At 65.9% G+C, this 23282-nt stretch carries 19 protein-coding genes; 9 read left to right on the top strand and 10 right to left on the bottom strand.

The window, feature by feature from the left end; all coding sequences use genetic code 11:
- Nucleotides 1-87 precede the first annotated feature (87 nt).
- Both R4P47_RS12390 and R4P47_RS12385 read left to right on the top strand, forming a co-directional pair.
- Nucleotides 88-1449, top strand: a complete 1362-nt coding sequence (locus tag R4P47_RS12390; protein WP_068054368.1) for an MFS transporter — start codon at nucleotides 88-90, stop codon at nucleotides 1447-1449.
- Nucleotides 1446-2693 (top strand): benzoate/H(+) symporter BenE family transporter, encoded by a 1248-nt coding sequence (locus R4P47_RS12385; RefSeq protein WP_317784887.1) that lies wholly within the window; start codon nucleotides 1446-1448, stop codon nucleotides 2691-2693. Before R4P47_RS12390 ends, R4P47_RS12385 begins: the two co-directional genes overlap by 4 nt.
- A gap of 77 nt (nucleotides 2694-2770) precedes the next feature.
- Here the strand turns inward: R4P47_RS12385 and R4P47_RS12380 are convergent, their stop codons facing one another.
- The 5 genes from R4P47_RS12380 to R4P47_RS12360 all read right to left on the bottom strand — a co-directional run bounded on the left by R4P47_RS12380 (nucleotide 2771) and on the right by R4P47_RS12360 (nucleotide 9142).
- On the bottom strand, nucleotides 2771-3946 hold the full coding sequence (locus R4P47_RS12380) for a 4-hydroxybenzoate 3-monooxygenase (protein ID WP_317784886.1): 1176 nt from the start codon (nucleotides 3944-3946) through the stop codon (nucleotides 2771-2773).
- A gap of 67 nt (nucleotides 3947-4013) precedes the next feature.
- On the bottom strand, nucleotides 4014-4766 hold the full coding sequence (locus R4P47_RS12375) for an IclR family transcriptional regulator (RefSeq protein WP_283347394.1): 753 nt from the start codon (nucleotides 4764-4766) through the stop codon (nucleotides 4014-4016).
- Nucleotides 4767-4860: 94 nt separating this feature from the next.
- Nucleotides 4861-6363 carry a carboxyl transferase domain-containing protein gene (locus tag R4P47_RS12370; protein WP_094669688.1) on the bottom strand — a complete coding sequence of 501 codons (1503 nt, stop codon included), beginning with the start codon at nucleotides 6361-6363 and terminating at the stop codon, nucleotides 4861-4863.
- Nucleotides 6360-7559, bottom strand: a complete 1200-nt coding sequence (locus tag R4P47_RS12365) for a CaiB/BaiF CoA transferase family protein (RefSeq protein WP_094669687.1) — start codon at nucleotides 7557-7559, stop codon at nucleotides 6360-6362. Before R4P47_RS12365 ends, R4P47_RS12370 begins: the two co-directional genes overlap by 4 nt.
- A 212-nt stretch (nucleotides 7560-7771) precedes the next feature.
- Nucleotides 7772-9142 (bottom strand): SLC13 family permease, encoded by a 1371-nt coding sequence (locus tag R4P47_RS12360; protein ID WP_068054349.1) that lies wholly within the window; start codon nucleotides 9140-9142, stop codon nucleotides 7772-7774.
- A gap of 194 nt (nucleotides 9143-9336) precedes the next feature.
- On the opposite strand from R4P47_RS12360, the gene R4P47_RS12355 reads away from it, so the two are divergent.
- From R4P47_RS12355 to R4P47_RS12325, 7 genes are all read left to right on the top strand, one after another.
- Nucleotides 9337-10035: a FadR/GntR family transcriptional regulator gene (locus tag R4P47_RS12355; protein ID WP_269594725.1), complete on the top strand. Its 699-nt coding sequence runs from the start codon at nucleotides 9337-9339 to the stop codon at nucleotides 10033-10035.
- Between the two features lie 117 nt (nucleotides 10036-10152).
- A complete protein-coding gene (locus tag R4P47_RS12350) occupies nucleotides 10153-11310 on the top strand; it encodes an acyl-CoA dehydrogenase family protein (protein WP_317784885.1) in 1158 nt (385 codons plus the stop codon).
- A 35-nt stretch (nucleotides 11311-11345) separates the two neighbouring features.
- On the top strand, nucleotides 11346-12554 hold the full coding sequence (locus R4P47_RS12345; protein WP_317784884.1) for an acetyl-CoA C-acetyltransferase: 1209 nt from the start codon (nucleotides 11346-11348) through the stop codon (nucleotides 12552-12554).
- A 35-nt stretch (nucleotides 12555-12589) separates the two neighbouring features.
- Entirely contained in the window at nucleotides 12590-14761 is a 2172-nt protein-coding gene (locus R4P47_RS12340) for a 3-hydroxyacyl-CoA dehydrogenase NAD-binding domain-containing protein (protein WP_317784883.1), read from the top strand.
- Nucleotides 14762-14789: 28 nt separating this feature from the next.
- Entirely contained in the window at nucleotides 14790-15419 is a 630-nt protein-coding gene (locus tag R4P47_RS12335) for a TetR/AcrR family transcriptional regulator (RefSeq protein WP_306437437.1), read from the top strand.
- 133 nt (nucleotides 15420-15552) lie between these two features.
- The gene (locus R4P47_RS12330) at nucleotides 15553-17100 is read left to right on the top strand and encodes a long-chain-fatty-acid--CoA ligase (RefSeq protein ID WP_317784882.1); all 1548 of its coding nucleotides are present in this window, start codon (nucleotides 15553-15555) and stop codon (nucleotides 17098-17100) included.
- Nucleotides 17097-18587: an aldehyde dehydrogenase family protein gene (locus tag R4P47_RS12325; RefSeq protein ID WP_317784881.1), complete on the top strand. Its 1491-nt coding sequence runs from the start codon at nucleotides 17097-17099 to the stop codon at nucleotides 18585-18587. The genes R4P47_RS12330 and R4P47_RS12325 overlap by 4 nt, the downstream gene beginning before the upstream one ends.
- A gap of 4 nt (nucleotides 18588-18591) precedes the next feature.
- Here R4P47_RS12325 and R4P47_RS12320 read toward each other — a convergent pair whose 3' ends face one another.
- The 5 genes from R4P47_RS12320 to R4P47_RS12300 are packed head-to-tail and all read right to left on the bottom strand — an operon-like array spanning nucleotide 18592 to nucleotide 23277.
- Nucleotides 18592-19791 carry an MFS transporter gene (locus R4P47_RS12320; RefSeq protein WP_317784880.1) on the bottom strand — a complete coding sequence of 400 codons (1200 nt, stop codon included), beginning with the start codon at nucleotides 19789-19791 and terminating at the stop codon, nucleotides 18592-18594.
- 3 nt (nucleotides 19792-19794) lie between these two features.
- Nucleotides 19795-20457, bottom strand: a complete 663-nt coding sequence (locus R4P47_RS12315) for a class II aldolase/adducin family protein (protein ID WP_317784879.1) — start codon at nucleotides 20455-20457, stop codon at nucleotides 19795-19797.
- Nucleotides 20457-21392 carry a carbohydrate kinase family protein gene (locus R4P47_RS12310; RefSeq protein WP_317784878.1) on the bottom strand — a complete coding sequence of 312 codons (936 nt, stop codon included), beginning with the start codon at nucleotides 21390-21392 and terminating at the stop codon, nucleotides 20457-20459. Before R4P47_RS12310 ends, R4P47_RS12315 begins: the two co-directional genes overlap by 1 nt.
- A complete protein-coding gene (locus tag R4P47_RS12305; RefSeq protein ID WP_317784877.1) occupies nucleotides 21389-21868 on the bottom strand; it encodes an SRPBCC family protein in 480 nt (159 codons plus the stop codon). Before R4P47_RS12305 ends, R4P47_RS12310 begins: the two co-directional genes overlap by 4 nt.
- Nucleotides 21850-23277, bottom strand: coding sequence for a flavin monoamine oxidase family protein (locus R4P47_RS12300; RefSeq protein ID WP_317784876.1), 1428 nt, complete (start codon nucleotides 23275-23277; stop codon nucleotides 21850-21852). Before R4P47_RS12300 ends, R4P47_RS12305 begins: the two co-directional genes overlap by 19 nt.
- Nucleotides 23278-23282 lie beyond the last annotated feature (5 nt).

Below are 23282 nucleotides of genomic sequence, written 5' to 3'. Positions count from 1 at the left end.
AGGGCACAGTGCGACACACTTGCCGTACTGCACCGACCGGGTGCCGCATTCGCCCGCCACGACGGGCCCTCTACCGAAGGACAGTCGATGACCTCACCGACAATTCCGACGCCCCGCAGCGCAGCCGCCGGCTGGGCCAGCGACCGTCACCGACGTAGCGTGATCTGGATCGTCGCACTCTCCACCGCAGCAATCGTTTTCGACGGATACGACCTCGTCGTGTACGGAACCGTCCTGCCGACACTGCTGGCCGACTCGACCCAACTGGGTGCTCTCAGCCCCGAGCAGGCCGGTGCCCTCGGTTCGTACGCTCTCATCGGAGTCATGGTGGGTGCTTTGACAGCCGGAGCCTTCGGCGACCGCATCGGGCGTCGGCGAACGATGCTGACGTGCATCGTGTGGTTCTCGGTCGGGATGGGGGCCACCGCACTGGCCCAGAACATCACCGCTTTCGGAATCCTTCGATTCGTCACCGGAATCGGAGTCGGCGGACTCGTCGCCACGGTAGGCGCGATGATCGCCGAGTTCGCACCGGCAGGCCGTCGAAATCTGTTCAACGCCATCGTCTACAGCGGTATCCCCGCCGGCGGCGTTTTGGCTTCTCTGGCCGCAATCGCTCTGCAGGACAGCATCGGCTGGCGCGGACTGTTCTGGATCGGAGCACTGCCGCTGGTCATCCTGCTGCCCCTCGCGGTGCTCCGTATGCCGGAATCACCGCGATGGCTGTTGGCGCACGGACGCGTCGCCGATGCCCAGCAGATCTGCGCGAAGACCGGAATCCCGATGCCCGAGCCCGAGCCCGCAGTCGCCGGCGATCGCGTCGGATTCGCCGCGCTCGCCCGCAAACCACTGCTGCGCCCGACGGCACTCCTCGGGTTGATGAGCTTCTCCGGCCTGCTGCTGACCTACGGCCTCAATACTTGGCTCCCGCAAATCATGTCCGAGGCCGGATACAACGCCAAGGGTTCACTGTCGTTCCTGTTGGTGCTCAACGGTGGTGCCATCATCGGTGGATTGATCGCCTCTCGCGTCGCCGATCGGACAGGACCACAGCGCGTCATCGCCGCCACCTTCTGCCTTGCCGCACTGTCGTTGGTGTTGTTGACGTTGAATTTCCCGCTCGGCGTACTGCTCGTCGCGGTGGCCGGTGCCGGCATCGGCGCTATCGGCACCCAGGTGCTGATCTACGGCTTCGTCTCCAATTACTACCCCACGACCGCCAGGGCGGCGGGCGTCGCATGGTGCGCCGGTTTCGGACGCCTCGGCGGCATTCTCGGGCCGCTGCTCGGCGGTATCCTGCTCGGTGCGGGAATCGCGTCCTCGCAGGCGTTCTACATCTTCGCCGTCGTTGCCCTGCTCGGAGCTCTCGTCACCACAGCCGTCCCTGCGGTTCGGGCACTGCGTCGATCCGATCCAGCAATCGAAGAACCGGTGAAAGTGGCTGAATGACAGATATTTTCCAGTGGCCGACCTCGAGCGACCTACCGGAACGTCGCCCGCCGAATCTGCGTGCTCTGCGCGCGGACTTCGGCGGGCTGTACGTCGGTGCAGGGGCGACCGGCGTGCTGTTCAGCGCGACCGGGCCCGTTGCGGTGATCATGGGTGCCGCGGCAGCAGGCTCGCTCACCGCCGCGCAGACGGCGTCGTGGGTGTTCGGAGTGTTCGTGCTCAACGGCATTCTCACCCTGGTGGCGAGCTGGGTCTACCGAATGCCGCTGAGCTTTTTCTGGACCATTCCGGGCACTGTTCTGGTCGGTCAGTCGTTGGCGTCGCTGACCTGGCCCGAAGTCGTCGGGGCTTATCTCGCGACCGGGGTTCTCATCATCGTGCTCGGTGCCACCGGTGTCGTCGCGAAGCTGATGGCCTTTCTGCCGCACAGTGTGGTGATGGCGATGGTTGCCGGCGCGTTCCTGTCGTTCGGAACCGGACTGGTGCAATCCGTTTCGTCGAACGTACTGGTCGCGGGCACCATGGTCGTGGCGTGGTTGGCCCTGACACGATCCGATGTCTGGTCGAGGCGCATACCTCCGGTGCTGGCGGCATTGGTGGCCGGTCTCGCTGCGCTGGCGGTCACCGGCGGATACACCCCACTGACCGGCCCCGCGGCCGAGCTACCTCTGATCGGTCTGCCCGAACTCGTTGCGCCGTCGTTCAGTGGGGCGGCCATGGCGCAGTTGGTGATACCGCTCGCCATCACCGTGGTCGCGGTGCAGAACGGTCAGGGCGCTGCCGTCCTGAGCTCCGCGGGCCACCGGCCTCCGATGACCGCTGTCACCATCGCGTGCGGGGTGTGGTCGCTTCTCGTCGCACCGCTGGGTGCGGTGTCGACGTGTCTCGCCGGTCCGACCAACGCACTGCTCGTCGCTGTGGGTGAACGGTCGCGGCAGTATATCGCCGGAATGACCTGCGGCGCACTGGCTGTCGTCGTGGGTGTACTGGCACCGGTGTTGGTGCGCGGACTGGCCGTGGTACCCGCGACGTTCATCGCCGCCCTCGCCGGTCTGGCCATGCTCGAGGCACTGCGCGGAGCCTTCACCGCCGCATTCTCCGATTCGACCGGCCGTCCGGTACTCGCGCCGCTGATCACCCTGCTGGTCACCGTCTCGGGAACCGACGTCGCGGGCCTGGGGGCTCCGTTCTGGGGACTGGTCGCCGGTGTGGCGGTGACCTACGTGTTGGATCGTCGACGGTAATTCCCGCCGAACTCGAAGTTATGGATGGATTCCGGGCATATTCCGTCCATAACTTCGAGTTCGGCAGAGTTCGAGGGTCAGAATCCGATCGGCAGACCGGCGTAGTTCTCCGCCAGTCCCGTTGCCCCGGCCTCGCTGGAAGCAACCCATTTCAACTGCGAGAGCTGCAATTGCGCATCGAACGGGTCGTCGCCGGTGTGCAGCATCGTCGTCATCCACCAGGAGAAGTGCGTGCAACGCCAGACGCGTCGGAGTGCGTCGTCACTGTAGGCATCGGCGGCGCGGGAATCGTTCTTGCCCAGCAGTGACGTCAGTGCCGGTGCCAGCAGGGCGACGTCGGCCACTGCGAGGTTGAGGCCCTTCGCCCCGGTTGGCGGCACGATGTGCGCGGCATCGCCGGCCAGAAAGAGGTTGCCGTGTCGCATCGGCGTCTGCACGTAGCTGCGCATCGGCAACACGCTCTTCTCGGTGATCGGTCCAGGAGTGAGCTCCCAGCCGTTCTGCCCGTGACCGAGCCTGCGTGCCAATGCATCCCAGATTCGGTCGTCGGACCAGGTGGCGATGTCGGTCCCGTTCGGCACCTGCAGATACAGCCGACTGACCGTCGACGATCGCATGGAGTGCATCGCGAATCCGTCCTGATGCCAGGCATAGATGAGCTCGTCGGTCGAGGGCGCGACGTCAGCCAGCACCCCGAGCCAGGAGAACGGATACGTTCGCTCCCAGGTGTTGCGCACCGAGTCCGGCATCGCAGCGCGGCTCGGACCGAACGAACCGTCGCACCCGGCAACGACATTCGCGTCGATCCGCATCGGGGTACCCGAGGCATCGGTGAACGTGACGTACGGGGAGTCGGACTCGACGTCGTGCAACGCGGTATCGGAGACGTCGTAGAAGATCTGCTGGCCTGCTTTCTCCCGGGCCGCGACCAGATCCTTGGTCACCTCGGTCTGCCCGTACACCCACACGCTTCGGTCCACCAGGTCGCGAAAGTCGATGTGGTGCCGCTCTTCCGGCCACTGCAGATAGATTCCGCGATGCTCGTGGCCTTCGCGATGCAACCGCTCCCCCAGACCGTGGTCGTCGAGCAGCTGAACCGTCGAATGTTCGAGAATGCCGGCGCGAATGCGCGAGAGTACGTACTCCTGCGTGCGCGACTCGATCAGAACGGAGTCGATTCCCTGCTCCCCGAGCAGGTGGGACAGCAGCAGACCCGCGGGCCCTGCACCGATGATGGCGACCTGTGTTCGCATGCATCGAGTACACCGCGCATCGGGGCCGCGAACAAGACCACGTTTCCACTCAGCGAAAATACCGATCTCATCCCCGCAGACTTCGCTCGATTCCTCGGGCGGCAACCTGCAGAGCGGCAACCAGTCTGGCTCGATCTCGTCCGATGCTCGGAACCACGATGCCCAACGCCGCCACCGCTCGTTCGCCTTCGCCGCGGACCGGTACGGCCACCGAACACGCCCCCAGCGTCATCTCCTCGACCGTCTGCGCATACCCCTCGCGATGCACTCGGCGTAGTTCGCTGTCCAACTTCCCCGGATGAGTCACCGTGTACGCGGTGATGCGGGTCAGGTTCCTCAGCACGCGATCGTGCACCTCACGCGGGGCGTAGGCCAACAACACCTTGCCGACTCCGGTCGCATACAGGGGCAGACGCGCTCCGACCCGGCTGACCGCAGGTACCGACGCGTGTCCGGCAAGCCGGTCGAGATAGAGCACCTCGTCGCCGTCGCGAATGGCCAGATGCACCGTGGCGAGTGTCGCACCGTAGATGTCGTGCAGAAACGGCGAGGCGATCTCCCGCAGATCGGCTTGATCCGGTGCCAGCAATCCCAACTTCCACAGTCGACGCCCCACCACGTAGCGGCCGTCCTCGCCGCGAACGAGCGCGCCCCAGTCGACCAGTTCACGCACCATCCGATGCGCGGTGGCGATGGGCAGGCCTGCGCCGTCGGCCAGTTCGGACAGCGTCAGCGCAGGGGTCTTCTCGTCGAACACAGCCAGAAGCGCCAGCAGCCGCGAGGCCACCGACACCCCCGGATCCCGCGCATTGCCGGCCACCCGGACGACGATAGCCTCCCCGACCACCCGCCGAACTCGAAGTTATGGATACATTTCAGCCGAAAACCGTCCATAACTTCGAGTTCGGCGGGAATTACACCGCGGCGGCCGCGAAGCCGATTCTGTTGAATCTCTTCTCTCGGGCGATCATCCGCATCGACGGGTCCTGAGCGATCAGTTCGGCGAGCTCCCGGTGCAGTACCGCACCCACCCGGTCGCAGAACTGCTGCGATTCGTCTGCCGCGTCGGGCAATTCGGGAATGATGATGTCGACAACGCCGGCTCGGAAGAGATCGAGCGAGCGCACTCCCTGCTTCGTCGCCATCTCCGCGGCGTGGGCGGTGTCGCGGTGCACGATGGCCGATGCCCCCTCGGGCGGCAGCGGCGAGAGCCACGCATGCTGGGCGGCGAGAACGCGGTCCGCGGGCACCAGAGCGAGTGCGCCGCCGCCGGTTCCCTGCCCCAACAGCAATGACAGCGTGGGGGTTTCGAGGTCGACCATGTCCGCGATGCACCGTGCGATCTCGCCGGCCAGGCCACCTTCCTCCGCCTCCTTCGACAGTGCGGCACCCGCCGTGTCGATGACGGTGACGAGCGGAAGCTTCAGATCCTGGGCCAGACGCATTCCGCGTCGAGCCTCGCGAAGCGCTGCGGGACCGAGCGGCGTTTTCGTCGTCTGACCGCGTCGGTCCTGCCCGAGCAGAACACAGGGCATGTCGCCGAACCGGACGAGGGCAAGAATCAGGCCCGGATCCCATTCACCCTGACCGGTTCCGTTGAGCGGCAGCACATCTGCTGCGGTACTGAACAGCAGCTCACGGACCCCGGGGCGATCGGCTCTGCGCGAGGCCAGAATGGACGTCCACGCGGGTACGTCCTCGATCTTCCATTCGAGCGCCTCGACGGTGCGTGGGCGGTAGGACGGGATGTCGGTCATGATCCGCAAAGCGCGATCGACGATCTCGCCGAGTTGCTCGGGCGGACGAATGGCGTCGATGAGCCCGTGGGCCTGGAGATTCTCCGACGTCTGCACACCCGTGGGGAACTTCGCGTCGTAGAGCGCCTCGTAGACGCGGGGGCCGAGGAATCCGACGAGAGCACCGGGCTCGGCGACGGTGACGTGACCGAGCGATCCCCAGGACGCGAACACTCCGCCGGTGGTGGGGTGCCGCAGATAGACGATGTACGGCAGGTTCGCCGCCTTGTGCGCGGTGATCGCGGCGGTGATCTTGACCATCTGCAAGAACGCGACCGTGCCCTCCTGCATTCGGGTTCCGCCGGACGTCGGCAGCGCCAGCAGCGGCAGCCGCTCGTCGGTCGAGCGGTGTACGGCGTTGACCAGGCGCTCGCCCGCCGCGACCCCGATCGAGCCGGCCAGGAACGCGAACTCGCCGAGCAGGATGGCCACCTTGCGGCCGCGGATGGTCGCGGAGCCGGTGAGCACGGACTCGTCCAGGCCGGTCTTCTCGCGTGCCGCGGCGAGTTCGCCTGCGTACTCGTCGTCGATGACGTAGTCGGCCGTCGGGGTGTCCCAGGAGTCGAAGCTGCCGGAATCGATCACCAGATCGAGGAGTTCGAGGGCGGTCATTCTGGTCATCGTGTCGCCTCTTTCAGCCAGTCGCGGACGAGTTCGTCGTCGGCACCGAGCACCGGCGGTGCCAGGTGATTGGTTTCGGTGACCTCGGTGCCGTCGGATTCGAAGAACCGCAGTGGCGGTCCCGGCAGTGTCACCGTGCCCAACGTCGCGTGCTCGACGTCCACCAGCAGGCCCTGGGATTTGGTCTGCTCCCACTCGTAGACTTCCTGGACGTTGCGCACTTTGCCTGCGGGAACACCGATCTCGTCGAGAAGGGCCAGCAGCGGTTCGGTCTCGTACGTGCGGAAGATCTTGGACACGAGTTCGATGACATCGTCGCGACTGTTCACCCGTTGCGGGTTGGTGGCCATGCCTTCGAGATCGGGGTCGATGCCGAAACCCTCGCAGAACCGATGCCACAGTCCCTCGCTGCCCACCGAGATCTGCACTGCGCCATCCGATGTCGGGAACAATCCGTACGGGCAGATCGACGGGTGGTGATTGCCCTGCGCCGCGCCGACCTCGCCTGCGACGGTCCACTTGGTGCCCTGGAAGGCGTGCACTCCGACGACGCTGGCGAGCAGCGAGGTACGGACGACCTTGCCGCGGCCGGTGCGGTCGCGTTCACGCAGTGCAGCGAGAACGCCGAAAGCTCCGTACATTCCGGCCAGCAGGTCCGCGATGGGAACGCCGACGCGCTGGACGTCCTCGGGACCCGAGCCGGTGAAGGACATCAGCCCGGCCTCACCCTGAGCGATCTGGTCGTAGCCGGAGCGGCCGCCCTCGGGGCCGTCGTGACCGAAGCCGCTGATCGACAGCACCACTGTGCGCGGGTTGATCTCGGCGATCCGCTCGGGCGAGAAGCCGAGTCGGTCGAGAACACCGGTACGGAAGTTCTCGAGCAGTACGTCTGCCCGTTCGATCATGTGCTCCAACGCTTCTCGGCCGTCGTCGGTCTTGAGGTCGAGCGCGATGGACCGCTTGTTGCGATTGGCCGAGAGGAAGTACGTCGACTCGCGCTCGGCATCGCGCGGAGTGACGAAGGGGGGACCCCAGACACGGGTGTCGTCGCCGCCCTTCGGGGTCTCGACCTTGATGATGTCTGCGCCGAGGTCGCCGAGCATCATCGCCGCATGCGGGCCGGCCAGGGCGCGGGTCAGATCGACCACCACGGTGCCTTCGAGCGGTCCGGTTCTGCCTGTCGTGTTGAGGGGCATCGAATTGATCCTTACGTCGAAGCGAGGTGGGAGCCGGACCCGAAGTCCGATTGGATTACTGGGCCAGTGGACTAGCCAATTCAATTGGACCAGCGAACCACGGCGATGTCAAGTAACGATGTACGTGTCTTTGCCCAGCTCAGACGCGTGATGGCGGCACGTCGAACACACGTGCCGCCATCATCGAGCGTCTGTTTCGAGCTGCAGTACCGCTACATCCAGCCGGGTACGACCAGCAATGCCCAGGCGATCAGCGGGCCGATGACCACCACCAGTGCGCTGTACTTGAGGATCTGCTTGTAGAAGACGTCGCGGTCGATGTCCTGGGCATTGGCGAGCACCAGGGCTCCGTTGGTCGAGAACGGACTGACGTCGACGATGGTCGATGCGATGGACAGAGCCACGATGACTCCGATGGCTCCCACCTCACCGGCGAGCAGGAACGGAACCGCCAGCGGGATGGTGACGCCGAGGATCGCGGTGGACGACGCGAACGCCGAGACGATGGCACCGATGTAGCAGAGCAGCAGCGCCACCAGAAGTGGGATGCCGATGCTGGCGACCGAATCGCCGACGTACTCGACGGTTCCGGCTTCCTGCAGCACCCCGACGAACGTGAGCACGCCACCGATGAGCAGCACCGTCGACCAACTGATCTGGTTGATCGCGCCCTTCTGGGCCTTGGGCGATGCGAGAGCGAGGATCACAGCCACCGTCATCGCGATGAATCCGACGTCGAGGTCGAGCACGAGAGCGAACAGAGCCAGCGAGGCCAGACCGACGAGCGTGAGAATCTGATCGAAGGTGATGGCCTTGACCGCGGTGGCCAGGGGTGGTGCGTTCTCGACCGTGACAGTCTGACCGGACGGACGAGGCGTCGATGCGCCGAAGCCGCGCATGACCGTTCGCGAACCCGAACCGCCGACTCCGCCGGTGTCACCGTCTGGACGCGTGCCGTCCTCGTCGTGCACGCTGCGTCCGATGAGGGAGCGGCCACCGAGGAACATGAACAGCAGCGCGCCGATTGCGGCGTTGAAGAACAGGCTGCCGAGGAAGAGCGTGAGCGGACTGTTGACGAGTCCCGCGTTGGCGGCGATGTTGTTGACCGTGACACCGTAGATGCTGATGGGCGAGAATCCGCCTGCCTGCGCGCCGTGGATGACCATCATGCCCATGAGCAGGGCGTTGATCTTGTAACGCGCGGCGAATCCGAGGGCGATCGGGGCGACGATGGCCACCGCGGCCGGTCCGAGCGCACCGATCGAGGTCAGGACACCGGTGATGCCGAACATCACCCAGGGGATGAGTGCCACCCGGCCTCCGACGAGTCGAACGGCTCCGCGGACCAGCAGGTCGACCGTGCCGTTGTTCTGCGCGATGGCGAACAGGTAGGTGATGCCGACGAGCGTGAGGAAGAGACTGCTCGGGAAGCCGGCAATGATGTCGTCGGCACCCATGCCCACGGCAAGTGTTCCGACGAAGAACGCCGCCACGAACCCCAACGCGCCCATGTTCACGGGGAACACGGTTGCGGCGAGGAACATGACGACGAGCGCAAGGATGGGTATCAACTCGGTCGACATCGAAGGTCTCCGGTCCGTCTGTGGTGTCACCCGAGCGGTTGCCCAGGATCTCCAGTGGCTAATTGGACTGGCCACTGAGTCAATAGGGACTCAACCAGTGAATTGGATCACTTGTCAACCCCCGATGTGTCCGCCGTTACGTGCATGGCGGCGACTAGGGTGGAGGTCCAGAGGAACAGAGAGCGAGTGACACAGTGGCTGAGCAAATTCGCCCCGTGACCCGACCACGGCTGTACGAGGTCATCGTCGAACAGCTGTGCAAGCACATCGCCGACCGCGAGATGAACCCTGGCGATCGACTTCCGCCCGAGCGCGAACTGGCCGGACACCTCGGGGTCAGCCGAGCATCTCTGAGCCAGGCCCTCGTCGCCCTCGAAGTACAGGGCATCCTGTCGGTCCGGCACGGCGACGGCGCAGTGCTCGTACGACGGCCCGTGGGAGACATGGCAATTCGTGCTCTACGCGAGCACGCAGACCGGCTACCCGAGGTGATCGAGGCCCGCGAGGCACTCGAGGTCAAGCTCGCCGAACTCGCCGCCACGCGTCGCAGCGACAGTGAAATGGCCGCGATCGACCACGCCCTGTCCGTCATGGCCACCGAGATCACCGACGGCGATCGAGGAGACTCCGGCGACGAGTTGTTCCATCACGCCATCACCGAGGCGGCACACTCACCGCTGCTCGCCAGGCTCATGGGGGAAATCGCCGGTCTCATTCGCGAGACCCGCATCGAATCGCTGTCGCAGTCGAACCGTCCACAGACCTCACTGGAACACCACCGCCGCATCGCCGAGGCCGTGCGCAATCAGGATCCGGCCGAGGCAGGACGGGCCATGGCCGACCACATCCGGCTCGTCTCGGATGTGGCGCTACTGCGTTCGGTCGACAGCTAGAACTCCGGCAGCAGTCCCCGGAGAGCACTACCTGGTTGACATCCGCGGCAACCCCGCGCCATCATAATTGGCACAGCGCCAACAAGCCACAGGTGCGCTTCGAGCCAAGGACCCACCATGACTGCACTCGCAGACCGCACCCCCGGCGACCTCACCACCGAGCTCGCCGACGTGCGACAGCTCGCCCGAGGATTCTTCGAGAAGGAAGTCGCGCCCCATCGCGAGGAGTTCGCGGCTGCCGGACGCCCCAGCCGCGAGGTCTACCGCACCGCAGGCAGTCTCGGACTGCTGGGCATGTCGGTACCCGAGCAGTACGGCGGAGGCGGGGGCGACTTCCGCCACGAGGCGGTGCTGTTCTCCGAGCAGGTGCGCTCCGGCGACTCGTCCATGCAGCTGGGTGTGCACAGCGGCATCGTTCCGCACTACATCCTGGCCTACGCCTCCGAGGAGAAGAAGCAGCAGTGGCTGCCGAAGCTGTGCTCGGGAGAGTGGATCGGTGCCATCGCCATGACCGAACCGGGCACCGGCTCGGACCTGCAGGGCATCACCACCCGCGCAGTGCGTGACGGCGACGACTACGTGGTGACCGGCGGAAAGACGTTCATCTCCAACGGAGCTCACTGCGATCTGATCATCATCGCCGCCAAGACCGATCCGTCCGCGGGAGCCCGGGGACTGTCACTGCTCGTCGCCGAGGTCTCCGACGACACCGAGGGCTTCCACCGCGGACGCGTGCTGCACAAGATCGGCCAGAAGGGCCAGGACACAGCCGAACTCACCTTCGACGGGCTTCGCATCCCCGCGGGCAACATCTTGGGTGAAGAAGGCCGCGGCTTCGCGCAATTGATGCAGCAACTCCCCCAGGAACGACTGATCTGCGGCATCGCCGCCGCCGCGATGATCGATGCCGCCGTTGCGCAGACAGTCGAATACACCAAGTCGCGCAATGCGTTCGGCAAGACACTGTTCGATCTGCAGAACACCAAGTTCGAGCTCGCCGAATGCGCAACGATCGGCCGCGTCGTGCGCACCTTCGTCGACGACGCGATGGCACAGCACATCTCGGGCAGCCTCGACGTCACCACCGCAGCGATGGTCAAGTACTGGACCACCGACCGACAGTTCGAGGTGGTGGACCGCTGCCTGCAGCTCTTCGGTGGGTACGGCTACATGGAGGAATACCCCATCGCTCGCATGTTCGTCGACGGCCGCATCGCGCGCATCTACGCCGGTGCCAACGAAGTCATGAAAGACCTCATCTCTCGTTCCCTGTAGTACTCGGCAATCTTGTTGCCCCAGAAAGGCACCTCATGGAGGCATTCCTCTACGACGCGGTTCGCAGCCCACGTGGCCGCGGTAAGAGCTCCGGTTCGCTGTACACCGTCAAACCGGTCGATCTGGCCGCGAACACGTTGTCCACGTTGCTCTCTCGACACTCGCAGCTCGATCCGGCCCTGATCGACGACGTCGTGCTCGGTGTCGTCACCCCGGTCGGCGACCAGGGCTGCGATATCGCCCGGACGGTCGCGATGGTTGCCGGCCTGCCGGACAGTGTCGCCGGCGTTCAGCTCAACCGCTTCTGCGGATCGGGTCTGGAGGCCGTCAACACTGCGGCGCAACGTGTTCGGTCCGGTTGGGATCAGCTCATCGTCGCCGGTGGCGTCGAATCGATGTCTCGGGTCCCGCTCGGGGCGGACGGCGGCGCCTGGCCGTGCGACCCGCTGACCAACTACGGCAGCTACTTCGTTCCGCAGGGAGTCAGTGCAGACCTCATCGCGACGATCGAGGGGTTCGACCGCGACGAGGTCGACGCCTTCGCCGTGCGCAGCCAGCAGCGCGCGGCACACGCCTGGTCGATGGGCCACTTCGAGAAGTCGGTCATCCCGGTCTTCGACGCGAACGGCCGGCTGATGCTCGATCACGACGAGATCATGCGACCCGAGACCACCACGGCCGATCTCGCCACCCTGACAACGTCGTTCGCCCGGATGGGTGCGCTCGCCGGGTTCGATGCCGTCGCGATGCAGAAGTACACCGAGGTCGAGCGCATCGATCACGTCCACCACGCCGGGAACTCCTCCGGCATCGTCGACGGTACCGCGATGGTGCTGATCGGCTCCGAAGAAGCCGGGCGCGCAGGTGGATTGACCCCGCGCGGACGCGTCGTGGCCGGGGTCGTCGCCGGATCGGACCCGACGCTGATGCTCACCGGCCCGGTTCCGGCCACGCACAAGGTACTGGCTGCGGCGGGGCTCACTCTCGACGACATCGCGGTGTTCGAGGTCAACGAGGCATTCGCTTCGGTGGTACTCAATTACGCGAAGAAACTGGACATCGACCACGAACGCATCAACGTCAACGGTGGCGCGATCGCGATGGGCCACCCACTGGGCGCAACGGGCGCGATGCTCACCGGAATGGCCCTCGACGAGCTCGAGCGCCGGGGCGAGCGCTACGCACTGATCACGCTCTGCATCGGTGCCGGAATGGGCGTCGCCACCATCATCGAGCGCCTGTGACCATCACGCGAGAGAACAACGACCCGAGGACCTCGATGACCACAGCTGCTTTGCGGACCCCCACGATCACCGGCGAGATCGGCACCGACCGCGTACTCGCGCTGACGATCGACGACCCGACGCAGTCCACCAACACGATGAACGCCGCGTTCGGCGAATCGCTCGAGCAGACGGTCGACTGGCTCGAGACCAACCTCGACGCATTCGACGGGATCATCGTCACCTCGGGCAAGGATTCGTTCTTCTCCGGTGGCGATCTGGAATTGCTGCGCGACGCCGGTCCGTCCGACCACGCGGCGATCGCCGACGCCCTCGATTTCACCAAGGACAAGTTTCGTCGCCTCGAAACGCTGGGCAAACCGGTCGTGGCTGCGCTCGGCGGCACCGCACTCGGCGGCGGCTTCGAGATCGCGCTGGCGTGCCATCATCGAATTGCGCTGAACAACAGCAGGGCTCGCTTCGGGCTTCCCGAGGTCACTCTCGGGCTGCTCCCCGGGGCCGGCGGCGTCACCCGGACGGTTCGGATGTTCGGCATCGTCAAGGCTCTGGCACAGGTGGTGGGCCAGGGCCAGCGGTATCGGCCGACGCAGGCCCTCGAACTCGGATTGATCGACGAGGTCGTCGACACCGACGAGCAGATGATGGCACGTGCACGTGCCTGGATTCTCGCCAATCCCGACGCGTCACAGCCCTGGGACAAGAAAGGATTCACGATTCCCGGCGGCACCGCAGCCTCACCCGCATTGGCTGCGCAGCTGCCCGCTTTCGCTGCAACGGTACGCAAGCAGGTCAAGGGCGCACCCATGCCCGCTCCGATCGCGGTGGTTGCTGCGGCCGTGGAAGGGTCGGTACTCGACTTCGAGTCGGCCTCGCTGGTGGAAACCCGGCATTGCACCTCGCTCGCCTGCGGAGCGGTCTCGGGCAATCTGATCCAATCGATGTTCTTCGATCTGGGATCCATCGACAAGGGCGGCTCGCGCCCGAGCGCCGAACCGCACCGAGTACCCGAGAAGGTCCTGGTGATCGGTGCCGGAATGATGGGTGCTGCCATCGCCTACGTCGTCGCCTCGGCCGGGGTTCCCGTCGTGCTTCGCGATGTCTCGATCGAATCCGCCGAGCGCGGCAAGGATTACGCGCGTTCGATTCTCGGCAAGGCCGTCGCGAAGGGACGCAAGACCCAGGCCGACGCCGACGCGGTGCTCGCGCTCATCACACCCAGTTCCGACGCGGCCGATGCCGAGGGTTGCGATCTGGTCGTCGAGGCCGTGTTCGAGGATCCCGCCGTCAAGCAGGGTGCGTTCGAGGCGGTCGACAAGTATCTGACCGCCGACGCACTGCTGTGCTCGAACACCTCGACGCTGCCCATCACCGAACTGTCGACGGGAGTCTCGCGCACCGAGGACTTCATCGGCACACATTTCTTCTCCCCGGTGGACAAGATGCCGTTGGTGGAAATCGTTGTGGGAGAACACACCAGTGACTCCGCGCTGGCCCGCGCGTTCGACTTCGTTCGGCTGATCGGTAAGACTCCGATCGTCGTCGGAGACAGTCACGGCTTCTTCACCACCCGCGTCATCGGCCGGTTCATGGACGAGGCGATCTCGTTGATCGCCGAGGGCGTGCACCCGGCCACCGTCGAGCAGGCCGCCCTCCAGGCCGGCTACCCGTCCGGAGCGCTGGCTCTGATGGACGAGATTTCGTTGCCCCTGTCTCGGCACATCCGCGAGGGCATGGCGCAGGCCGCGCGCGCCGACGGTCGACCGTGGATCGTCTCGAAGTCCTATGCCCTGGTCGATCGCATGGTCGACGAATTCGATCGCCCCGGACGCAAGGCCGGACGCGGCTTCTACGAGTACACCGAGGACGGCACCAAGGCAGGATTGTGGCCGGGCCTGGTGGATCACTATCACCGTCCCGATCACGGAATTCCGTTCGAGGACATGATGGATCGCATGCTGGTTGCGCAGTCGCTCGACTCGATCGCATGCCTGGACGAGGGTGTCCTGCGGACCGTCGCCGATGCGAACATCGGCTCCATCCTCGGCATAGGCTACCCCGCGTGGACCGGTGGCGTGCTGCAGTTCGTCAATCAGTTCGACGGCGGCATTCGGGGATTCGTCGAGCGGGCCGACCACCTGCAGGCACGGTACGGCGACCGGTTCGTCGTGCCGACATCACTGCGCTCCCGCACCGAGCGGTACCTCTGACGCCTCGCGACGTCGGTTCGGTGCAATCATGACAACCATGCCGGCTGCAAGTACACCCAAGTGGAATCGACTGGAACCGGACGAGCGACGGACGCAGATTCTGGCCGCGGCTGTTCGCCTGTTCGGCGACAAGCCTTATGCCGAGGTCTCGATGTCGGACGTCGCTGCCTCGGCCGGCGTCGCACGCGGGCTCATCCACCACTACATCGGAAGCAAACGCGACCTGTACCTCGAGTGCGTTCGCTTCCTGGTCACCGTGCCGCCGATCGAGGACGTGCACCTGCCGACGGGCTCGCTCGAGGACCGGGCCCGGGGCAGCGTCCACTGGTTGGTCGGCGTCATCGAGACGCACGGTACGGCCTGGGTGTCGGTGGCGAGCGGATCGGGTGTCGACGAGCAGGTTGCCCAGATTCTGGACGAGGCCGATGACCTGGCCGCCGAACGCGTCTTGGACGCAACAGCATTCGAGGGCAGGGGCGGTGACCGTCGAATCGCGACCTCGGCCGTGCGCGCGTTCGGCGGCATGGTCAAGGCCGCGGGCCGCGAATGGTTGGTGCGCGGCACACTGACGCGCGAGCAGGTCGAGATTCTGTTGACCGATGTGCTCGTCACCGTGCTCGGCACGGCTCGCTCCCTGGACGACGCCCGAGACCGTTAGCCGGACAATCCATTTCGGCGGTCCTTGCGAGTGGTAACCGCCCGTATCTACTATTGACACTGTGCCAACAAGGTGGAACTGTGGCGGTACTCACCTCGGGCACCCTCGCCCCCACTCGCACAAGGGACTCGCCATGTATCTCACTCAGGGCCTTCACCGCTCCGCGTCGACCACACCGAACCGGGCAGCAACGGTGTTCGGTGATCGCGTTCGTACCTTCGCCGAGCAACTCGACAGAGTGGCAAGACTGGCTGCGGGCCTGCACTCCATCGGCGTCGAGGCCGGCGATCGAGTTGCGGTGCTGGCATTCAACAGCGACCGGTACTCGGAGTACCTGCTCGCGGTGCCGTGGGCCGACGCCGTGCTCAACCCCGTGAACATCCGGTGGTCGCCCGTGGAGGTCGCGTACGCACTCAACGATTCCGACACCAAGGTCCTGCTGGTCGACGACACCTTCGGTGCCATGGTCCCGGCACTGCGCCCCGCATGCGCCGGCCTGCAGACCATCGTCTACTGCGGGGACGGGGCCACCCCCGAGGGCATGGTCTCGTACGAGGACCTCATCTCGTCCCACGATCCCGTTCCCGACGCGCGCCGCAGCGGCGACGCCCTCGCCGGCCTGTTCTACACCGGTGGCACCACCGGCTTCCCCAAGGGCGTCATGCTCTCGCACGCGAACCTCGTCACCTCGGGCCTCGGAACGGTGGCGACCGGACAGCTGCTCGACGACGCGTCGATCCTGCTCCATGCCGCGCCGATGTTCCACCTCGCCGATCTGGCCGCATGGGTGGGTCAGGTCATGCTCGGCGGCACCCACGTCATGGTTCCGTTCTTCGAGCCGACTGCCGTGCTCGGTGCCATCGCGACGCATTCGGTCACCGATGTGCTGCTGGTACCCACCATGATTCAGCTTCTCGTCGACCACCCCACGCTGAGCGAATTCGATACCTCCTCGCTCAGCCGCGTGTTGTACGGAGGATCCCCGATCTCCGCGGGCGTCCTCGAGCGGACCCTCGCCCGGCTCCCGCAGGCCCGCCTCACTCAGGCCTACGGCATGACCGAGCTCGCACCGGTCGCGTCGCTGCTCTGGCCGGAACACCATGTGGGAGAACGCATCGGCTCGGCCGGTCGCGCGGCCCCGCACTCGGAGATCCAGATTCTCGGTCCGGACGACGAGCAGTTGGCCACCGGGTCCGTCGGCGAGATCTGCGTTCGCGGTGGACACGTGATGCTGGGCTACTGGAACAAGCCGGACGAAACCGCCGCGGCCGTTCGCGACGGGTGGATGCACACCGGAGATGTCGGCTACCTCGACGCCGACGGATTCCTGTTCGTCGTCGATCGACTCAAGGACATGATCATCACCGGCGGCGAGAACGTCTACAGCGCCGAGGTCGAGAGCGCACTGAGCCTGCACCCCTCGGTGCTGGCGTGCGCCGTGATCGGTGTTCCCGACGGCGAGTGGGGCGAACGCGTTCACGCCTGTGTCGTGCTGGCCGAGGGGTTCTCGCCTGATGTCGAGGAGCTCCGCGATCACACCCGCACTCTCGTTGCCGGATACAAGACCCCGCGCACCATCGAGTTCGTCACGGCACTGCCCATGAGCGGCGCAGGCAAGATCCTCAAGCGCGAACTGCGGGACGCCCACGTTGCGAAGGATGCGCTCGGAGCTTCCCTGTGACCAGCCAGGTCCGTACGCGAGCCACCTTCGATTCGATCTCGCCCATCGACGACAGCCCGATCGCCTCGTTCACCGTCGATTCGGCGGAGTCCGTCGCGCGAACGGTCGGCCTCGCGCGGAGGGCGCAGCGCACCTGGGCGGCACTACCGCCGCGCACTCGCGCCCGGCACCTGCGGGCCTGGCGACACGAGATCTGGAGTCACCGCGCCGAATTGATCGATCTGATCCACCGCGAGAACGGCAAACCGGCCGACGATGCACTGCTCGAGATCGTCCTGACCCTCGAACACATCGCGTGGGCAGAGAAGCAGGCACCGCGGCTCATGCGATCGCGCAGGGTGAACCCCGGCGTGCTGCTGGCGAACTACTCCGCACACGTGGACAAGGTCGCTCTCGGCGTCGTGGGCGTCATCGGCCCGTGGAACTACCCGCTCTATGCGCCGAACAGTGCGATCGGTTCGGCTCTGGCCGCAGGCAACTGCGTGGTGTTCAAGCCCAGCGAGTACACCCCCGCGGTGGCGGCTCGCTACGTCCGCGCCTTCCACGAGGCCAATCCTGCTCTTCCGCTGGGCATTCTGTCTCTGGTGACCGGATACGGTGACACCGGTGCCGCACTGTGTCGCTCGGGTGTGGACAAGATCGCGTTCACGGGCTCGACGAGAACCGGATCGAAGATCATGGCCACGTGCGCCGAGACGCTCACCCCGGTGGTTCTCGAATGCGGCGGTAAGGATCCGGTGATCGTTGCAGCCGACGCCGATATCGCAGCGGCTGCCGAGGCGGTGGCCTGGGGTGCATTCAGCAACGGCGGCCAGACGTGCGTCGGAGTGGAGCGGGTCTACGTCGAGCGGAGTGTCGCAGCACAATTCACCGGGGCCCTCGTGCAGCATGCCCGTGCCATCGCGCCCGGTGGCGATGCGTCGGCCACCTACGGACCGATGACGATGCCCAGCCAGATCGACATCGTCCGGCGTCACCTCGCCGACGCCGAGGCGGCCGGTGGACGAGCGCTGATCGGCGGACTGTCGTCGATCGGCGAGCGATTCGTCGGACCCACCGTGTTGGTGGACACGCCCGAGAACTGCTCGGTCGTTCGCGAGGAAACGTTCGGCCCCACGGTCACCGTCCGTGAGGTCGACAGCATCGAGGAGGCGATCGAGCTGAGCAACGATCATCGGTACGCCCTCGGCGCATCGGTGTTCTCCCGCTCGCACGGCAAAGAGATTGCGGCGCAGCTGGTGTGCGGTCAGGTCACCGTCAACTCGGTGATCGCGTTCGCCGGGATGGGATCGGTTCCGATGGGCGGCGTCGGTGCCAGCGGCTTCGGCCGGGTACACGGCGACGAAGGGTTCGCAGAGTTCTGCCGCACACACAGCCGCGTCACGAAGCTGTTCGACATTCCCGGATTCGAGCTGGTGACGCTGCGACGCCGACGGTGGGTCATGCCGCTGATCGACCGTGTGCTGGGGCTGCGTCACCGCCGCTGAGAGATCAGCGCACCGATTTCACCTGCCAGGTCACCGCTGCCCCGAGTGCCGCCAGTACCCCGACCGCCGTGAACAGTGCCGGGTATCCACCGACGGTGGAGAGGAACACACTGGCGAGCAGCGGTGCCAGGGCAGGTGGAACGATCGCCCCGATGTTCATCACGCCGAGATCGGTCGACCGACTGTCGGCGGACGGAAGGACCCCGGTCACCAGTGCCTGATCGACGGCCATGTACGCACCGAATCCGCCGCCCAGCAACGCCGCCGAGACGAACGTCGCGTCCATCGTGGGATGGATCGCCAGGACGAAGCCTGCGAGGGCCTGCATCGATGCCGCGACCGCTACGAAGATCTTTCGGCGACGCATCCGGTCCGACAACGGCCCGAAGGTGAACGTGCACACCACACAGGCGATCAGGTAGACGACGGTCACCTCGAGCAGCGATCCCGTCGGATCGGCGACTCGAAGACCATCGGTGAGGAAGAACAGCAGGTAGCAGGTGCCGAGCGAGTTGGCCACGTTGACCAGGATTCGACCCCCGAAGGCCCACGCGAAGTCGCGGTGACGCAACGAATCGAGAAGTGAGGCAACGATGCTGCGCAGGCTCAACAGCGCTGTCGGTGCACCGGTTTCGCGATACGTCAGCAGAAACGGCACCGAGCAGATCACCAGGGCGAGCGCCACGGCGAGGTAGCCGCCCAAGACCGACAGAGCAAGCGTGGACACCAGCGCCAGGCCCGCCACCACGCCCAGTGCCTGCGGTGCATAGATCGCACTCGACACCGTTCCGCGCTGCTCGTCCGGCACGCGATCGGCCACCACGGCCGTCAACCCCGCTGTGGCAGCACTCAATCCGAGCATTGCCACCGACCACGCCGTCCCGATTCCGAGGACGGTACTCTGCAGCCCGGTGACCACCAACCCACCGGCGAAGAACAGGACACCGCCGCCGAACCAGACGCGCCGTCGCCCCAACCTGCTGCGAGTTCGATCGCACAGCGACCCGCACACGGGTAGACCGATCAGGAGCACCACGGCAGAGACCGCGTTGATCACCGCGAAGTCGAACACCTTCGATTGCGGATCGATCTCCTGCAATCGCTCGGGCAGAAGCAGCTGCAGTGGAACCAGATTGGCCATCCAGTAGCCCAGCCACGCCACGGAGAACACGGCAATCCAGAGCGGGCGTACCCGGGTGGTCATCGATCAGTCCCCGCGCACGGGTGCCGCGGTTCCGTAGGCACGGCGGACCACCTCGTCGAGGGTCGCGGCCAGCTGCACTTCGGTCATGGTGCGCGGCGTCGCCACTGCGGCAGCGGAAAGATAGACCCCGCAGAGCCATTCGAGCAGTTCGATGTTCGCCAGCGCGGCCCCGAGATCGCGACCGGTGGCCACCGAGCCGTGGTGGGCCATGATGACCGCTGACCTCGAACGCATCGCCGCCACCACCGCGTCGGCGAGCTCGGTGGTACCGAACGGCGCGAACGGCACCACCGGGACGGTCCCACCCAGGGCGAGTTGTGCGTAGTGCACGGGCGGCAGTTCGTCCGCTACAAGCGAAAGAGCAACGGCCGCAGAAGAGTGCGCATGCACCACAGCCCGCGCGTCGGTCGCCTCGTAGATTCCGAGGTGCAAGCCCAGTTCCGAGGTCGGTTCCCATGCACCGGCGTGCACGACGGCGTCCATACCGACAATCGTGACGTCCTCGATCGTCGCGTCCGCCAACACCAGCCCGGTCGCCGTCACCGCCACCACATCACCCGTGCGTGCACTGACATTGCCTGCGGTACCGAGAACCAGGCCCCGTCGGCCCAGGTGCCGGGCGGTCGTTGCGACGGACTGCCGAATCTCGTCGACGTCGGCCGGCATCAGATGGTCCTGCAGGTACGTGCGAACTTCCGAACGAATTCGAGGTCGTAGGTGCCGAAGTCGGTTCCGAGGCCCTGCGCCACTTGCGCGGCGGTCGCATTGCCCAGTTCGGCAGCCTCCACGGCATTCATGCTCAGGGACAGGCCCCGAACGAACCCGGCCGAGAACGCATCTCCGCATCCGCTGGTGTCCACCACCTCCACGGCATACGCGGGAACCTCGATGGCCGAGTTGTTCGTGACGACGAGAGTGGGCGAGGCCCCCGCGGTGGCCACCACACAGGACGCTCCGAGCTCGAGCAGTCGACGACACCCGTCTTCGACAGTCGCGCAGCCGGTCCAGCCGAGGACCTGCTCGTCGTTGGGCAGCAGATAATCCACGTGGGGCAGCGCGGCGGCGAACGCACCGAGTCCTTCCGGAACCGACGGTGCCAGGCTGTCGACGGTGACGACGACGCCGTCCTCGTGGGCGCGACGCGCGATATCGCGCGCGGTGTCCGGTCCGAAGAACTCGGGTCCGCCCAGATGCAGGAAGTCGACGTTGTGGAACATGTTCCACGGAACATGCCGGGCCAGATAGCCATTGGCTCCGATGACGTGCAGAGCCGGCCGTGATCCGTCCGGCCTGATCGGCAACACCGACGCCGAGGTCTGCACTCCCTCCATCCGATGGACGAGCGAGACGTCGATGCCCTCGTCGACGAGGAGCTGCAGTAGAAACGTGCCTGCCGAATCAGCGCCGACGACTCCCGCGGTGTGCACCGCGGCACCCAGCCGGGACAGCACCAGCGCCGTTCCCGCGGCGGTCCCCGCGGCGGACATCGCGATCTGCTCCGCCAGGACCGCCGTCTGACCGTGCGGAATCTCGGTCACCGGCCGTACCAGGGTGTCGAGTATGTGCACCCCGAGGGTGAGGACTTCCGCCGGTTCCCTCATCGGATCGTCGCGGCTCGCTCGGAGAGGATCAGCGCCTCCAGGTTGCACATCGAAATGTCGAATCGTGCGGACATCCCGGCGGTGGCTATGGGTCGCACAATCCGTCCCAGCCAGCGGGGGGAGACGTCGAACCAGAATTCGAAGGTCATCGCGGTCGAGGCTCCGCCGCCCAGCGGCGCGAAACGAAAGACGTTGGCCACGTTGGTGAGCGGCGCGAATCCCTGCCCCGAATCGACTCGCAGTCGGTTCGGTTCCAGATGCCGGACGGTCCACGTGGCGTTGGTGGTGAAGCGGCCGAGTGCCGCCACTTTCTCGGTGTAGACGCCACCTGTGCGTGCGGTGCCGTGATGAGCGGTGACGGCACGGACGTCGGACACCCATTCCGCATAGCGGCTGGTATCACCGGTCAGTGCCCAGACCTCCTCGGGGCTCACCGAGAGTGTGCGATGAGCCGAGACTACGAAGCGTTGTTCCACGAGAGTTCTCCTTCGGTCGAAAGTATGTCTGCTGCGGCCTTTTCACCCGATCGCACGGCACCGTCCATGTATCCGTTCCAGTAGTCGGAGTGCTCGGCACCGGCCCATCGCACTCGGCCGAACGGAACATCGCGCCACCGTCCGAGCCCGGTCAACACTCCGGGGGTCAACACCGCGGTCGGCCCACCGCGGGTCCACTGTTCGTCGGTCCAGTCCAGTTCGATCCACTCCGTCGGTTCCAGTGCGCGCGGACCCACCACCGAGGCAAAAGCACGCAGCACCTCACCGCGGCGGTCGGATTCGTTGCCCTCGGACCAGTTTCGGCCACCTCGATGGCGCGCGCCCCAGGTGCCGACGAATCCCATCAGTACTCCGTGGCTTCCGTCGGGAGGCGAGTTGTCGAACATCGAGGACACCGGTACGTCGCTGTCGCGAAAGAGCGCCTGGCCGGAGAGTCCGCTCGCACGCCAGAACGGTTCTGAATACACGGCCTCGCACTTGGCCAGTCCGCCGAAGTTCATCCGCTGGAACAGTGCTTCCTGCGCCGCGGGAAGCGAAGGGCTCCAGTCGATTCGGGTGGCCAGAACAGGCGGAATCGCGACGACGACCGATCGGGCCACCCACGACTCGGTATCGCTGTGCACCACCACGCGATCCGGATACTGCTCCACGCGGCGCACGGGAGTATCGAGGCGGACCGAATCACCGAGTCGCGACGCCATTTCGATGCAGATCGCCTGTGAGCCACCGAGAAATCGCCACTGCTGCGCTCCCCCGGCGACACTCATCAAGCGGTCGACGGTGCCGGGGGTGTACTCGTTGCCTGCCCCGGCCACGTACGCCAGGCCGAAGAGCGCCGACACATCGGCGGATGTGCCGCCGAACACCGAACCGAGCAGGATGTCGAGCAGTTCCACACCGCCGTCGGTGGCCGAGTGTTTTCGGGCCCAGGTGGCCAGAGTCTGCGTGTCCCACTCGGATGCACGCGGTGCCGACCACGGTCTACCCACGGGGATCTGCCCGGCAGCCCGATCGATTCGCGCCACCAGCATCCCGACGTCGGGTAGCGCCGCCAGATCCGGCGGCACTCCGCCGTCGAAGCGTCGGGCGCGTCCGTTCTTGACGTAGACGCTCGATCCGATGTCGTATGCGGGAAACGTCCCGACGCCCACGGACGCGGCCAGGCGGAGTATGCGGTCCTGCGTCGGACCGACGAACTGTCCGCCGGTCTCCACCACCGCGTTCTCCCCGAGTGCGTGGTTGACCGTCCGTCCGCCCACCCGGTCTCTGGCCTCGAGAACCTGGACGGTCAACCCTGCGGCCGTCAGTTCCCTGGCGGCAGTCAGACCCGCGAGTCCTGCGCCGACGACCACCACGTCCACACGCGAGGCTTCCGAGATCTCGTTCATCGGTG

The organism is Rhodococcus sp. IEGM 1370 (genome assembly GCF_033142325.1).
Classification (GTDB): Bacteria; Actinomycetota; Actinomycetes; order Mycobacteriales; family Mycobacteriaceae; genus Rhodococcoides.
Note: the sequence above shows the minus strand (reverse complement) of the source record. Positions and strands in the feature narration are given on the sequence as shown.

What these genes read in the sequence shown, in the direction of transcription:
- R4P47_RS12315 (WP_317784879.1), bottom strand. Translation starts at nt 20,457, where the DNA reads ATGCCGGCCGACGTCGACGAGATTCGGCAGTCCGTCGCAACGACCGCC.
- R4P47_RS12385 (WP_317784887.1), top strand. Translation starts at nt 1,446, where the DNA reads ATGACAGATATTTTCCAGTGGCCGACCTCGAGCGACCTACCGGAACGT.
- R4P47_RS12380 (WP_317784886.1), bottom strand. Translation starts at nt 3,946, where the DNA reads ATGCGAACACAGGTCGCCATCATCGGTGCAGGGCCCGCGGGTCTGCTG.
- R4P47_RS12310 (WP_317784878.1), bottom strand. Translation starts at nt 21,392, where the DNA reads ATGAGGGAACCGGCGGAAGTCCTCACCCTCGGGGTGCACATACTCGAC.
- R4P47_RS12360 (WP_068054349.1), bottom strand. Translation starts at nt 9,142, where the DNA reads ATGTCGACCGAGTTGATACCCATCCTTGCGCTCGTCGTCATGTTCCTC.
- R4P47_RS12350 (WP_317784885.1), top strand. Translation starts at nt 10,153, where the DNA reads ATGACTGCACTCGCAGACCGCACCCCCGGCGACCTCACCACCGAGCTC.
- R4P47_RS12340 (WP_317784883.1), top strand. Translation starts at nt 12,590, where the DNA reads ATGACCACAGCTGCTTTGCGGACCCCCACGATCACCGGCGAGATCGGC.
- R4P47_RS12335 (WP_306437437.1), top strand. Translation starts at nt 14,790, where the DNA reads ATGACAACCATGCCGGCTGCAAGTACACCCAAGTGGAATCGACTGGAA.
- R4P47_RS12330 (WP_317784882.1), top strand. Translation starts at nt 15,553, where the DNA reads ATGTATCTCACTCAGGGCCTTCACCGCTCCGCGTCGACCACACCGAAC.
- R4P47_RS12300 (WP_317784876.1), bottom strand. Translation starts at nt 23,277, where the DNA reads ATGAACGAGATCTCGGAAGCCTCGCGTGTGGACGTGGTGGTCGTCGGC.
- R4P47_RS12320 (WP_317784880.1), bottom strand. Translation starts at nt 19,791, where the DNA reads ATGACCACCCGGGTACGCCCGCTCTGGATTGCCGTGTTCTCCGTGGCG.
- R4P47_RS12365 (WP_094669687.1), bottom strand. Translation starts at nt 7,559, where the DNA reads ATGCCCCTCAACACGACAGGCAGAACCGGACCGCTCGAAGGCACCGTG.
- R4P47_RS12370 (WP_094669688.1), bottom strand. Translation starts at nt 6,363, where the DNA reads ATGACCAGAATGACCGCCCTCGAACTCCTCGATCTGGTGATCGATTCC.
- R4P47_RS12390 (WP_068054368.1), top strand. Translation starts at nt 88, where the DNA reads ATGACCTCACCGACAATTCCGACGCCCCGCAGCGCAGCCGCCGGCTGG.
- R4P47_RS12345 (WP_317784884.1), top strand. Translation starts at nt 11,346, where the DNA reads ATGGAGGCATTCCTCTACGACGCGGTTCGCAGCCCACGTGGCCGCGGT.